The sequence below is a fragment of the Photobacterium sp. Alg240-V54 genome, assembly GCF_900537155.1.
Lineage (GTDB): Bacteria > Pseudomonadota > Gammaproteobacteria > Enterobacterales > Vibrionaceae > Photobacterium.
This window is the reverse complement of record NZ_UNRL01000006.1, coordinates 61,688-74,967: the sequence shown is the minus strand read 5'-3', so window position 1 is coordinate 74,967 and position 13,280 is coordinate 61,688. Positions and strand designations below refer to the sequence as shown.

Annotated in this window: 13 protein-coding genes; 3 read left to right on the top strand and 10 right to left on the bottom strand. The window is 44.4% G+C overall.

Going from position 1 to position 13,280, the window contains the following annotated elements:
• Positions 1-372: 372 nt before the first annotated feature.
• On the top strand, positions 373-3,108 hold the full coding sequence (gene secA, locus G6R09_RS14895) for a preprotein translocase subunit SecA (RefSeq protein WP_065167014.1): 2,736 nt from the start codon (positions 373-375) through the stop codon (positions 3,106-3,108).
• A 203-nt stretch (positions 3,109-3,311) separates the two neighbouring features.
• Here secA and mutT read toward each other — a convergent pair whose 3' ends face one another.
• The 10 genes from mutT to nadC form a co-directional block, all read right to left on the bottom strand.
• Complete coding sequence (gene mutT, locus G6R09_RS14890; protein WP_163923374.1) at positions 3,312-3,719, bottom strand: 8-oxo-dGTP diphosphatase MutT; 408 nt, start codon at positions 3,717-3,719, stop codon at positions 3,312-3,314.
• 130 nt (positions 3,720-3,849) lie between these two features.
• Complete coding sequence (yacG, locus tag G6R09_RS14885; protein ID WP_065167013.1) at positions 3,850-4,050, bottom strand: DNA gyrase inhibitor YacG; 201 nt, start codon at positions 4,048-4,050, stop codon at positions 3,850-3,852.
• A gap of 7 nt (positions 4,051-4,057) precedes the next feature.
• Positions 4,058-4,795, bottom strand: a complete 738-nt coding sequence (gene zapD, locus G6R09_RS14880; protein WP_065167012.1) for a cell division protein ZapD — start codon at positions 4,793-4,795, stop codon at positions 4,058-4,060.
• A gap of 49 nt (positions 4,796-4,844) precedes the next feature.
• Complete coding sequence (gene coaE, locus G6R09_RS14875; RefSeq protein ID WP_065167011.1) at positions 4,845-5,450, bottom strand: dephospho-CoA kinase; 606 nt, start codon at positions 5,448-5,450, stop codon at positions 4,845-4,847.
• Positions 5,451-5,453: 3 nt separating this feature from the next.
• Positions 5,454-6,332, bottom strand: a complete 879-nt coding sequence (locus G6R09_RS14870; protein WP_163923284.1) for an A24 family peptidase — start codon at positions 6,330-6,332, stop codon at positions 5,454-5,456.
• A 63-nt stretch (positions 6,333-6,395) separates the two neighbouring features.
• A complete protein-coding gene (locus G6R09_RS14865; RefSeq protein WP_163923281.1) occupies positions 6,396-7,616 on the bottom strand; it encodes a type II secretion system F family protein in 1,221 nt (406 codons plus the stop codon).
• 75 nt (positions 7,617-7,691) lie between these two features.
• Complete coding sequence (gene pilB / locus G6R09_RS14860; protein ID WP_065177356.1) at positions 7,692-9,377, bottom strand: type IV-A pilus assembly ATPase PilB; 1,686 nt, start codon at positions 9,375-9,377, stop codon at positions 7,692-7,694.
• Complete coding sequence (locus G6R09_RS14855) at positions 9,377-9,778, bottom strand: prepilin-type N-terminal cleavage/methylation domain-containing protein (protein WP_163923278.1); 402 nt, start codon at positions 9,776-9,778, stop codon at positions 9,377-9,379. The genes pilB and G6R09_RS14855 overlap by 1 nt, the downstream gene beginning before the upstream one ends.
• Positions 9,779-9,787: 9 nt before the next feature.
• Complete coding sequence (locus G6R09_RS14850; protein WP_163923275.1) at positions 9,788-10,171, bottom strand: prepilin-type N-terminal cleavage/methylation domain-containing protein; 384 nt, start codon at positions 10,169-10,171, stop codon at positions 9,788-9,790.
• Between the two features lie 329 nt (positions 10,172-10,500).
• Positions 10,501-11,388: a carboxylating nicotinate-nucleotide diphosphorylase gene (gene nadC, locus G6R09_RS14845; RefSeq protein ID WP_163923371.1), complete on the bottom strand. Its 888-nt coding sequence runs from the start codon at positions 11,386-11,388 to the stop codon at positions 10,501-10,503.
• A gap of 207 nt (positions 11,389-11,595) precedes the next feature.
• Here nadC and ampD point away from each other — a divergent pair, with 207 nt between their 5' ends.
• A complete protein-coding gene (ampD, locus tag G6R09_RS14840; RefSeq protein ID WP_065177354.1) occupies positions 11,596-12,141 on the top strand; it encodes a 1,6-anhydro-N-acetylmuramyl-L-alanine amidase AmpD in 546 nt (181 codons plus the stop codon).
• A 307-nt stretch (positions 12,142-12,448) separates the two neighbouring features.
• Positions 12,449-13,222 (top strand): pyruvate dehydrogenase complex transcriptional repressor PdhR, encoded by a 774-nt coding sequence (gene pdhR / locus G6R09_RS14835; protein WP_065168066.1) that lies wholly within the window; start codon positions 12,449-12,451, stop codon positions 13,220-13,222.
• The last annotated feature ends 58 nt before the right edge of the window (positions 13,223-13,280 follow it).

The window sequence follows — 13,280 nt, the reverse complement described above, 5'->3', positions numbered from 1 at the left end:
GCCATTGCTGTGGCTTTTATCATAGGCGATGACATTAATATGACTTATCATATCAGACATATAGGTTAATATATGTTGAGTGATATGTCTGCCAAGCGACAGTGACCATGGTTTTTTTTGTGCTGCAATAGCAATAAAGACCATGAGTTTAGCATTGAGTAAGGTGCTTTTTGTTAGGATAGTAATGTTAGCCCTTGAAAAGCGATGAGCACGACACAATATCAGTATTACATGTTTCAGGATTAACCTCTTAGTCACCGTTGTGACGATTCCAGTGGGATAAGGATGGCTTAGGTCCCCCGAGGAATGAAACCCGAATTAAGCGATTCAGCAATAGAAACGCTGATATAACAAAGAGAAAACGGCATCACCATGTTATCAAAACTACTCACTAAAGTTATCGGTAGCCGTAACGACCGCACTCTGCGTCGTATGCGCAAAATTGTTGATCAAATCAATAAGCTAGAACCTCAGTTTGAAAGCCTACAAGATCATGAGCTGCAAGCAAAAACAGCTGAATTTCGTGAGCGTTTAGATCAAGGCGAAACGCTAGATCAACTACTACCAGAAGCCTTCGCGACTGTTCGTGAAGCATCAAAACGTGTTTATGGCATGCGTCACTTTGACGTGCAGCTACTTGGCGGTATGGTTTTAAACGACTGTAAAATTGCTGAGATGCGTACCGGTGAGGGTAAAACTCTTACAGCAACATTGCCTTCATACCTTAATGCTTTGACCGGTAAAGGTGTTCACATTGTTACCGTGAACGACTACCTTGCAGCGCGTGATGCCGAAACAAACCGTGAGTTATTTGAATTCCTCGGTATGACCGTGGGTGTTAACGTACCGAATATGTCACCGCCAGCCAAGAAAGAAGCTTACGCGGCAGATATTCTTTACGGTACCAATAACGAATTTGGTTTTGACTACCTGCGTGACAACATGGCGTTCCGTCCAGAAGATCGCGTTCAGCGTGAGCGTTTCTTTGCGGTAGTCGATGAAGTTGACTCGATTTTAATCGATGAAGCGCGTACACCGTTGATTATCTCTGGCCCGGCCGAAGATAGCTCAGAAATGTACATCAAAGTGAACAAGCTGATCCCGCTATTGGTGCGTCAAGATAAAGAAGATAGCGCCGATTACCGTGGTGAAGGTCACTACACCGTTGATGAAAAATCTAAGCAAGCGCACTTTACTGAAACAGGTCAAGAATTCATTGAAGAGTTGTTGATCAAAAATGACATTATGGCTGAGAACGATACTCTTTATTCTCCGGCTAATATCAGTTTATTACACCACGTTAATGCCGGTTTACGTGCTCACGTGTTGTTTGAAAAAGACGTCGATTATATCGTGCAAGATGATGAGGTTATCATTGTCGATGAGCACACTGGTCGTACTATGCCAGGTCGTCGTTGGTCTGAAGGTCTTCACCAAGCTGTCGAAGCGAAGGAAGGCGTTAAGATTCAAAATGAAAACCAAACCTTGGCTTCAATTACTTTCCAGAACTACTTCCGTTTATACGAGAAGTTATCGGGTATGACAGGTACAGCTGATACCGAAGCGTTTGAATTCCAATCTATTTACAACCTTGATACGGTAGTACTTCCAACTAACCGTCCAATGGCGCGTATCGATAACGGTGATTTAGTTTACATGACTGAAGCGGAGAAATTCGCAGCGATCAGTGAAGATATTACCGAGCGTGTTAAGAATGGTCAGCCATGTCTAGTCGGTACAGTGTCGATTGAAAAATCAGAGATGCTATCAAACGCACTTAAAAAAGCCGGTATCAAGCACAACGTACTAAACGCGAAGTTCCACGAAAAAGAAGCTGACATTATCGCTGAAGCGGGTGCGCCAGGTGCGGTAACTATCGCCACCAACATGGCCGGTCGTGGTACCGATATTATGTTGGGCGGCTCATGGAAAACCGATGTTGAAAAATTGACTAATCCAACTGAAGAGCAAATCGCGAAGATCCGTGCTGATTGGCAACTTAAGCACGATGCGGTACTTGCATCGGGTGGTTTGCACATTCTTGGTACTGAGCGTCATGAATCTCGTCGTATCGATAATCAGCTACGTGGTCGTGCTGGTCGTCAAGGTGATGCTGGTTCTTCACGCTTCTATCTTTCAATGGAAGATGGCCTAATGCGTATCTTCGCCTCTGATCGTGTTTCTGGCATGATGAAGAAGCTGGGAATGGAAGAAGGCGAAGCGATTGAACACCCATGGGTATCAAAAGCTATCGAAAACGCACAACGTAAAGTTGAAGGGCGTAACTTTGATATTCGTAAGCAATTGCTTGAGTTTGATGATGTTGCCAACGACCAGCGTCAGGTAGTGTATGAACTACGTGATGAGCTAATGAATGCTAACGATATCAGTGAAATGATTGAGCACAACCGTGAAGACGTGTTGAACGCAATTATTGATAACTATATTCCACAGCAATCGCTAGAAGAAATGTGGGATATCGAAGGTCTAGAAACGCGTCTGAAAGAAGACTTTGACTTAGAACTACCAATTCAACATTGGTTAGATACTGAAGATAAGCTTTACGAAGAAGCGTTACGTGAACGTATTATCGAAAAAGCATTTGAGCTTTACCGTGAAAAAGAAGCGGTTGTTGGTGCTGAAGTACTGCGCAACTTTGAAAAAACGGTCATGCTACAAAACCTTGATACGTTATGGAAAGAGCACCTAGCGGCGATGGATCACCTGCGTCAAGGTATTCACCTGCGTGGTTATGCTCAGAAGAACCCTAAGCAAGAGTACAAGCGCGAGTCGTTTGAACTGTTTGAAGAGATGTTAGATAACTTAAAGAGTGATGTTATTGCGATCCTAAGTAAGGTGCGCGTACAACAGCAGGAAGAAGTTGATCGTATGGAAGAAGAACGTCGTCAAATGGCAGAAATGCTAGCCCGACGTCAACAGTTCCAACATCAGGATGCTGACAATCAAATTGTCGATGAAGCACCTCAAACAGAAGACGACAGCCATCAAGGTACTTATGAGCGTGAAGAGCGCAAAGTAGGTCGTAATGAGCCTTGTCCATGTGGTTCAGGTAAGAAATACAAGCAGTGTCACGGTAAGATCGACTAAGATCGCTGTTAAGCTGTAATAAAAAAGGTCGCTCTGAGCGATAATGCCGTTCACTTAAGGATATTTTGTTTGTTTTATGTACAAAACAGAATATCCCAGATAGCAAAGAATCCAGCTATAGCTAGGTTCTTTAATTATCAAAAGCCTTTATCCATAAGGATTTCGGGCTTAAGTGAACAGCATTAGCTCTGAGCGACCTTTTTTTATTCCCCATATACCTCAATTATCTTGGCTAATACCGCCGCATTTGCCTCAGGAAATGGGTATTGGTGAAGATCGTTAATTGCAACCCACAGTCCCGCTTGACCTTCATTGCCGCGAGCTTCACCACTGAATTTGGTGATCGCAAAGAAATCAAACTTTAACGCTTTATCTGAATAATCATGATTAAGGCTAATCAACGGGGTTAGCGCAGTGACTTCAATGCCCACTTCTTCGTGTAGCTCTCGAATAACAGCTTGCTGTGCCGTTTCATGGGTTTCAACTTTACCGCCGGCAAATTCCCATAATCCACCTTGATGGGCATTGGCATTACGGCGAGTAATAAAGATGTGATCTTGGGCGGGGTTTAAAATGATCCCGGCCGCGATCCAAAGCCGTTTTTTGAGCATAGCTGGTTGGGTCATAAGCTCGTCCTTAGATAAATCGAAGACTAAAATAATGGTATTAAAAAAGGGCGAGCTAATGTGAACATTGACTCGCCCTTAAGCAGTAATAGCGTGTTAAATCGATGCTGAAGAGTTAATAGTTATCTTCCGACCAACCATCGCCATCAGACATATCGGGTGCGCCTGCAATGGATTTTTCCTCATCCGCCCACTCACCAAGATCAATCAATTGGCAGCGCTTACAGCAGAAAGGACGGTAAGGGCTTTGTTCGCCCCAGACCACATCAGTTTTACAGGTTGGGCATTTCACCACAGTCGGTTGAGATTGCGACATAGTCACCTCAGCAAATAGCTAATTTAAAGTCGATATTGGTTGCCACTGTCGATCCGTCTTCATAAGGCGAAAAGCGAATTGAGAAATGGCTACGGTGGCCTGATACCACAGGATAAACGCCATAGCTTGCATCGATTTCAATACGAAGTAAACACGATAAGCTGGCATCATTTTGGAAAAAACCATTATGTGCTACTTGCGGCTGGTATTGTGCCGATTGACGCACTAAATGCAGCCACAGGGTTAATGCTTGATCGACTTCAGCTAATTGATCTAGCCATGCTTGCAAGGTTTGCTGACGTTCTTCTAGCGGTAATTGGCGCCAGTAATGCAATGCCGGTAGATCAAAACTACAGGTGCCACCAGGAATAGAAAAACGTTGGCGAATCGAGCTTAGAAAACGGTCTTCACGCAGGCTTTGGCCTAGGCGTGGTGCAGCTAATAGATTTTTCTGAGCATGGCTCATGCTATCAAGTAATGATTGGATCGCAGTGGGATCAACACCGTCATAATCTAACCATGCTTTTAATTTAGTACTTTGCTTATCAAGCGCTTTAGCAAGATCGGTCTTAACTGGGATCTGCTCAATAAGTTCAAGCAGATCAAATAAGGCATTAAAGAAAATCGTATATTGCCATGGGTCGCTAAGTTCGCTGCTGTGATGTAATTGTTTAAGTAAGTGTTCAAGGCGCAGGTAAAGGCGCACCTTTTCATTCAGTGGGTGTTCATAGCGGTGTATTTGCATAACGGAAACCAGTGGAAGCCAAAAAAGAATAATGAATGCACGCTGAGCGTTATTTCGCGGCTTGTGCCAGAGCGAGATAACGCTGATGTAGCTGAGCGACTTGCATCAACAGTGCCTGATTATCACCGTTATTACAAATGATATCATCGGCAGCATCGAGGCGTTGTTGACGTGTTGCTTGCGCTGAGAGAATATTTTTTATTTGCTCTAGCGATACATTATCACGTTGTTGGGTACGCATTATCTGTGTTTGTTGGTCAACGTCAACCACCAGTAACCGATCAGTGAGGGTTTGAAGGTTATTTTCTACCATTAACGGCACGATCAGCAGGCAATACGGCGAGGTAGCGCGATCGATATCGGCTAACATTTTGGCTCTAATCAGTGGGTGTAACAGTTGATTGAGCCAGTTTTTAAGTTGCGGATCACTAAATATTGCTGCTCTTAATTGGCTGCGATCGAGATTACCGTCTGCCAGCAGTATACTTGCGCCGAATTTTTCAACGATGCGCGCTAAGCCGACACTGCCGAGCGCCACGACCTCACGAGCAATGATATCGGCATCGATCAAATCAATGCCATACTCGCCAAATAAATTCGCCACTGTGGTTTTACCACTGCCAATACCACCCGTTAAACCGATCACTACCGCCATTAATTAAAATCCTAAATATGAGCTAACATACCAATGTAAAATTGGTTGGCCCCATAGAATAGCAATCCAGCCAGCGACGGCAAGGTATGGTCCAAAAGAGAATGGCGTTTGTTGATCTTCGCCTTTGGTTCGCAGCATGATAATGCCACAGATTGCGCCGACAAATGAAGACAGCAATACCACAAACGGTAATAACGACCAGCCAACCCAAGCGCCAATGGCGGCTAACAGTTTAAAATCACCATAGCCCATGCCGTCTTTTTTAGTCAGCAGCTTAAACGCCCAAAATACCGACCACAGTGATAAGTAACCCGCCATCGCACCAATAACGGCATCGGTTAATGTCAGTGGACTGATACCGATGACAGCCAATAAAATTCCTGCCCACATTAATGGCAGTGTGATTTGATCCGGCAACAGCATTTTGTCGATATCAATAAAGGTCAGTGCGATCAGGGCAAAACTGCAACCAAGGACAGCAACAGCCCACCATGTTGGCGGTAATACTAACGCGACAGTTAAGCTAATGATGGCGGTCAGTAATTCAATCGCAGGGTAGCGTTTACTGATCGGCGCATGGCATTGGCGGCATTGGCCTTTTAATACTAGCCAGCTAAGCAGCGGAATATTTTCCAGTGCAGAAATAGCATGATTACAATGCGGGCAACGCGAACGTGGCACACTTAAATTAAACGGCGTAGTAGCATCATCGGCTTGAGCATTATCCAGTTCTGAAAAGCAATCTTGGCATTCTTGACGCCATTGTCGCTCCATCATAATCGGCAGTCGATAAATGACCACATTCAGAAAACTACCAATCAATAACCCCAAAATGGTGGCAAACAGCGGATATAGCCACGGGTAATAACTCAATACAGCCATGCAGTGCTCTCTAAAAAAAGTCGTCGGTTAACCTTAGCGTGATGGTTATTGATTGAGTTGTGATCACCCTATAACGCTCATTAGCGTAAAGATAGGCATGTACATCGCGACTAATAAACCACCGATAATGGTACCAAGAATGATAATAATAAATGGCTCAAGAATTTGACCGAGATTATCGACGGTATTATCGACATCATCTTCATACAATTGCGCCATTTTATTGAGCATATCATCAAGTGAGCCAGATTCTTCACCTATCATCACCATTTGTAACATTAATTCTGGAAAAACATCTGCTTGGCGTAAGGCTAAGTACAATGGCATTCCCGCTGCGGTGCTGTTATAGACTTCATCAATCGCTTGTTCGATATAAAGGTTATTACTGGTTTTAGCCGCCGATTGAATGCCGGTTAATAATGGAATACCAGCATTAAAAGTGGTCGCAAGAGTACGAGCAAAGCGCGAGATAGTGGCTTTGAGTAATACATCGCCGACGATGGGTAATTTAAGGCTGAGTTTATCGGCGCGATAATGAAAGCGATAGTAATGCTTATAGCAATAGCGATACAGCAAGATGAAAACCACAATCCCAATCCCCAGATAAGTACCGTAGTTGACTAGAAAATCAGAGGCTTTCATTACTTGGCGAGTAAACCACGGCAGCTCAGCGCCAAAGCCACTAAAAATAGCCGCAAATTGCGGGATCACAAATACCAGCATTAGCACCGTCACCAAGATGGCGGTGATCGATACCATTGATGGGTAGATCATCGCTTTAATGATCTTTTTACGCATCGCTTCAGCTTTTTCACGGTAGACCGCAATTCGCGCGAACACTTGGCCTAAATGACCAGTTTGCTCGCCAGTATCGACCAAGTCGCAATAAAATTTATCAAACAGCGGTGAGCTTGAACGCATTGCTTTTGACAGTGACGATCCAGCTTCAACTTGAGTGGTAACTTGATTTAGCGTGGCGCGCATTTCGGCTTTATGATGACTGTTAGCCATTAAAGTTAATGCTTGTACCACGGGCACGCCAGATTCCACCATGGTTGATAACTGCCGAGTGACCATGGTGACATCTTCAGGCTTCATTTGATTACGCAGGCGGCTTAACGTGCCGGGGGTGGTGCGTTTGATCTTTTTAACATTGATCATCTGCTCGGTAAGTTGATGCCGTATTTCTTGTTCTTGAAAGCCCATGGTGACGCCAGATACTTTACGTCCGGCTTGATTGACGCCACGCCATTGGTAGTAACGAATTTTAGTGGCTGCAACCATAATAAATTCTCTTTAGTTAGCAAGGAAAGCGAAATACGTCTGGCTTGAATATGATAGCGAGCTCTGTTGACGCGATTAAAGTTGTAGCACCCGTTGCAGTTCGGTCAGGCTAGTAATGCCAGCAACCAGTTTATCGATGCCTGATTCTCGTAGCCGTTGCATGCCTTGGCTGGCGGCAATATCTTCAAGTTGTAAGCTGGTGGCGTTTTGCATTAATGCTTCGGCGATCTCACGGCTAAATTGCATAACTTCATAGATACCGACCCGCCCGACATAGCCTTTGTTGCAATCATCACAGCCTTCTTTATGGGCCTGATAGACGCTGGTATTTAGTGGCAGCTGTAGCCGCTCACAGGTGAGATCATCTAATGGGTGTGGTTGCTTACAGTGGCTACATAACCGCCGCGCTAGCCGTTGAGCAATGATCAAACTTAATGATGAGGCGAGGTTAAAATCTTCGACTCCCATATTGGTTAAACGGGTAATGGTTTCAGCGGCGGAGTTGGTGTGCAGGGTTGATAACACCAAGTGGCCAGTTTGGGCGGCTTTCACTGCAATTTCAGCGGTTTCAAGGTCGCGAATCTCGCCGACCATTACTACATCGGGATCTTGGCGCAGAAATGATCGCAGTGCTTCGGCAAATCCGAGTCCAGCTTGATTATTGATCTGAACTTGGTTGATGCCTTGCAAGTTGATCTCAACCGGATCTTCGGCGGTGGAAATATTACGCTCATCGGTATTTAAAATACTGAGTCCGGTATATAGCGATACTGTTTTACCGCTTCCCGTGGGGCCCGTCATGAGAATCATCCCTTGCGGGCGCTGGAGTGCGTTTAAATACGCCTGCTTTTGCGCATCGCTGTAACCTAAAATATCAATATTTAAGCTGGCGCTGGAGCTGTCTAAAATTCGCAGCACCACTTTTTCACCCCACAAGGTCGGTAGGGTTGAAACCCGCAGATCAATTGCCAGTGCGTCAGATAACTTAAGCTTGATCCGTCCATCTTGCGGTTGACGACGCTCGGCAATATTGAGCTTTGACATCACCTTTAAACGGGTTGATAACCGCCGCGAAAGGGTCGCAGGTGGCGTGGCATGCTGATGTAAAATACCGTCACAGCGAAATCGAATGCGATAGCTGGTTTCATAGGGTTCAAAGTGAATATCTGACGCTTTACGACGCAAAGCATCCATTAACACTTGGTTGATATAGCGAGTAACTGGAGCGCTGTCTTGGCTTAAATCGGTGGCCTCATCAACTTCAAGTTCATTGATATCAATGAGGTTACCAAGATCTTCATCGCTGATTTGACGGCTGCTGCCAACATCACCAATGTCACTGCCATAAACCCGTCGAATCGCGGATTCTAGTTGTTTGTTTTCTAATAATAACGGTTCAACGTTCTTACCAATGGCGAAGCGAAACTCATCTTGAGCATCGACATTGGTAGGATCGCTCAGGCCAACAAAAAGGGTACTGTTGTCTTGTGCCAGTGGCAGGATACGATGGCGTAATACCAGCTCACGTTGGTAGACACTTTGGCAGCAACCTTGAAAGTCATAGTGGTGGACATCAACCCGATCAAGATTGAACAGGTGTGACAACGAACGCGCCAGTTCATCATCTTCCATTATCCCCAAACGGGTAATGGCGGTCGGGACATTGATCCCTTCCGCCTGTACCGACTCGACGATTTGTTGTTCCTGTTCGCGGCTGATTAGCTCTGCTTGGAACAGGATCGAGGCGAGGTTGGTTTGCATTAGTTTGTTATTGAGCTATTTTCATCGCAGCCTGTAATCTTCAAGCCACTATTTTGAACGCATGTCCATTCATCGTTTTTTCTTAGTAGCTGTACTTTGGTGTTTTTAGCCGATCCTTCTAAAATTTCTGCGGTTATTTTGTTTCCATCTGTATTTATAGCTGCAGATGTGGCGGTTATTTTTCCTATACCAAAAGCTGCTGAAACAGCCGGGAAATTACCGACATTAGCGATATTGTCTTCAATATTTGTTTTATAAGCTGATACAGAAGCGAGCGCTGTACCAACAGCTGCTTTTTTTACATATTGTTGATATTGAGGTACTGCAATTGCTGAGAGTACGCCAATTACTGCAACAACGATCATTAATTCAATAAGTGTAAATCCGTTTTGCTTTTTCATTATTATTCCTTAACATCCAGTTAAACTAACACTTGCACTTAAGGAATGGCTACATGTCCATTTCCCAGCAGAGTCTCTAGCTAAAGTAACTTTTGCTCCATTAGCTGAACCTTCATTTATCGTGGCAATTATCTTTCCTGCTGATGAAGCTTCTTGATTAAATTCAATTGTTCCAATCCCAAAAGTAGCATTCGCAGCAGAGGTAAAATCACCACTACTGGCAATTGTATCTTCGACATCTGTTTTATAGGCTGAGACTGAAGCTAGTGCAGTACCAATGGCTGCTTTTTTTACGTATTCTTGATATTTAGGAACAGCAATTGCTGATAACACACCGATTACTGCTACTACGATCATCAATTCAATGAGCGTAAAGCCTTGTTGCTTTTTCATTTTCCATTCCTTGAAAGTGTAATTCGCACTGTGCGAATCAAAAGGGATAGTGCAATAGCTATAGCATAGGTGGCTTAAGGTATTGATTGAATAAGGGCTGAAAAATTGCTGGGTGCGGTTTGAACTTTTTATTGAGTTGTTGCATAAATTGCAAAATAGCGCGGGAGTTAAGGCGCAAAAGTATTAGGGGTGAGTAGCGAGATAAATAGTTGCGAGATTAGAGGGGTGAGGGACTGCAGGGGCGAGTAGCAAGTGACGAGATCAAGAGTTACGAGATAAAAACAGCTCTTCCTCGAAAACTAGTAACCTCGCCCCTCGAAACCTATGTTCTAGATGAACCTCATCGACAAATCCATTGCTCGCACATGTTTAGTTAGCGCGCCGACGGAAATATAATCGACCCCAGTTAACGCGCACTGGCGAATATTAGCGAGGGTAATATCACCTGAGTTTTCCAGTGCCGCACGGCCAGCGTTAATCTTTACCGCTTCACGCATCATCTCGAGGCTGAAATTATCCAGCATAATAATATTGGCGCCGGCGGCAATCGCCTGTTCTAACTCTGCGAGCGATTCGGTTTCTATTTCAACTGGTTTACCAGGGTTTAATTGCTTAGCGGTGGCAATCGCTTTTTCAATGCCGCCACAAGCCATAATGTGATTTTCTTTGATCAAATAGGCATCAAACACCCCAATGCGATGGTTAAAACCACCACCACAACTGACCGCATATTTAAGTGCACTGCGCAGCCCCGGAATGGTTTTGCGAGTGTCTAATAGGCGAGTGTTAGTGCCTTGCAATTGGTTAACATATTCGGCGGTAAGGGTCGCACAGCCTGATAAGGTTTGAATAAAATTCATTGCGTTACGCTCACCGGTCAGCAAAACCCGTGATGGGCCACTTAGGCTACATAACACTTGATTGGGTTTGACCACCTCGCCATCGCTAACATGCCACTCAATCACCACTTCACCGCCCAATTGAGCAAACACTTCATCAGCCCACAGTTGACCACAAAAAACGCCATATTCACGAGTGATAATAGTGGCAGTGCTGTAACTATCCGCGGCAATTAAATTGGCAGTAATATCGCGGCTAGCATCAATCTCGCCACCTAAATCTTCACGCAGGGTATCAGCCACAGCGCGGGTGATTTCTAGCGGTAATTGTTGCTTAAGGTAAGCGAGGCGGGCAGTGCTGTCGTGTCTGTTTTCCATAGCTGTCATGTCGTATCCATTGCATGAGTTTGCCGGTAAATAAATTACCGCGAGTGATAATTAAAGCATACAGGGAATAGATTCAGTTTTCGAGGGGCGAGGAAGAGCAGGACGCGTGTGGGATCTTTTTTTCCGTAACTATTTACAGGAGGGGAGTTTTAGTTTTTTCTACGATACTCAATACTTATTATTTACTTTGAGATTGATATGACTTTAACCATTAACAGCGACCATTGGCTTGATAACGTTAAACGTGTGCCATCGCCCTTTTGTGATGCGCGCCCTGATGATGAGGTTTCTTTGCTGGTGGTGCATAACATTAGCTTGCCACCGGGTGAATTTGGTGGGCCTTACATCGAACAACTATTTACCGGGCAACTTGATCCTAACGAACATGCTTATTTCGCATTAATTCATCAGTTTCGAGTCTCTGCTCACTGCCTGATCCGTCGTGATGGCAGTATTATTCAGTTCGTGCCGTTTAATGCGCGCGCATGGCATGCGGGTGTTTCTTGCTTTGAAGGACGGGATAAATGTAACGACTATTCAATCGGAATTGAGCTTGAAGGTTGTGATTATTTACCCTTCACCGATTGTCAGTATGAAACCCTAGCCACACTCACCCAGAAAATCATGCAGCACTATCCAGCGATCACTCGCCAGCGAGTAACCGGGCATGAATTTATTGCGCCAGGACGTAAAACCGATCCCGGATTGGTGTTTGATTGGCAATGCTATAAAAGTCAGCTTTAAGCGGTTATTTATTATTAACTACTAACTATATTGTTGATAAAAAGCGCAAATATCGCATTAGTCATAGTGGCATATAGGGTGCTTTTTGCGGCTAACTGTAGCTTTATTTGGTGGTGAATGTTGGTGTTAGTTGGTTTGAATGTGTATTTTTTGTTAAGCGATTCTGGTTCTATGATTTCAATCAAGTTGAATGTGGACTTTTGAGATTATTTCTGTAAACTTTCCACGTCAGCAAATTGGTAATACCAATTACCCGTATTGTTAGTTTTGTTATGAAGCAGATTGATTATAAGAAGCATTCATTATAATGACGTATAAACGCATTCGCCAACCTAAACTTTGTGACGCTATCGAACAAGAGCTGGAGTGTTTGATTGTCGAGGGAACATTATCGCCTGGGCAACAATTGCCGCCAGAGCGTGAATTGGCAAAACAATTTGATGTTTCTCGACCGTCGGTACGCGAGGCGATTCAACGCTTAGAAGCCAAACATTTACTGACGCGTCGTCAAGGTGGCGGCACCTTTGTTACTGATAATTTATGGAAAAGTTTTTCTGAGCCACTGCTGGATTTATTAGCAGCCCACCCAGAAACACAATTAGATTTAGTTGAAGCGCGCCATGCGCTAGAGGGATTAGCGGCATATTATGCGGCCCTGCGTGGTAATGATGATGATTTCAATCGTATTAAAGATTGTCATGTGCAAATTCAACAGGCTCAGCAGCAAGGCGATTTAGCTGCTGAAGCAACGGCAGTGATGCAATATCTTATTGCGGTCACAGAGTCGGCGCATAATGTGGTGTTACTGCACATTATTCGCAGTTTAGCGCCATTGTTAGAGCAAAACGTATTACAGAATTTTGAACACCTTAATCGTCGCCAAGAGGTGGTGGATAAGGTGAGTAAACATCGAGCCAATATTGTGCAGGCGATTGTTTCTAGGCAGCCTGAAAAGGCACGTGAAGCATCCCATGCACATTTGGCTTACATTGAGGAGACTTTGTTGGATTTATCGCGAGAAGATAGCAGACGTGAACGCTCTCTCCGTCGAATTCAACAACGCAAGGACGGGCTTGACTAGGGTTCTTTTTATTAGCCAAAGGCCTTTGCAAGTCGCGACATTGTTAGTTTAGTAGATT